The sequence below is a fragment of the Streptomyces sp. NRRL F-2664 genome (assembly GCF_000719345.1).
Lineage (GTDB): Bacteria > Actinomycetota > Actinomycetes > Streptomycetales > Streptomycetaceae > Streptomyces.
Genome location: NZ_JOFX01000367.1, coordinates 1 through 433, shown reverse-complemented (window position 1 = coordinate 433; position 433 = coordinate 1). Strand labels below are relative to the sequence as shown.

Sequence of the window (433 nt, the reverse complement as noted above, 5' to 3'; positions counted from 1 at the left end):
CGGCTCGGGTCTGAAGCGGTTCCCCGGGGAGGGGGTGCGCTTCGAGCATGTGCCGGGGGGCAGCCTGCCCGCCCGGGAGGGGGTGGAGGAGCGCGGCTATGAGTGGCGGCTGGCGGACCGCACCGACGGGGCGGTGCAGTACTTCGACACCGCCGGCAACCCGGTGGCGTTTGCGGACCGGCACGGCAACCGCACCGACTTCAGCTTTGCCCCGGCCGGGGAGACCTGGCAGCTCACGTCTGTCACCGACCCCTACGGCGCCACCACAGACGTCGCCTACAGCGACGGCCGGGTCGTCTTCACCGCCCCGGCCCGTTCCGGCGACGGCCACCGCCTGACGGCGGTCCTGGAGCTGGAGGACGGGCTGGTCCGCAAGGCGACCGCGGGGGACGGGGCGGTGACGGGGCTGGAGTACGGGCGGCCGCTGGCCGGA

At 74.8% G+C, this 433-nt stretch carries 1 protein-coding gene; it reads left to right on the top strand.

Features of this window, described 5'->3' with window-relative positions:
* Window positions 1-34: 34 nt before the first annotated feature.
* The coding region (locus IF89_RS39705; protein WP_043194987.1) for a hypothetical protein at window positions 35-433 on the top strand (399 nt) is incomplete at its 3' end.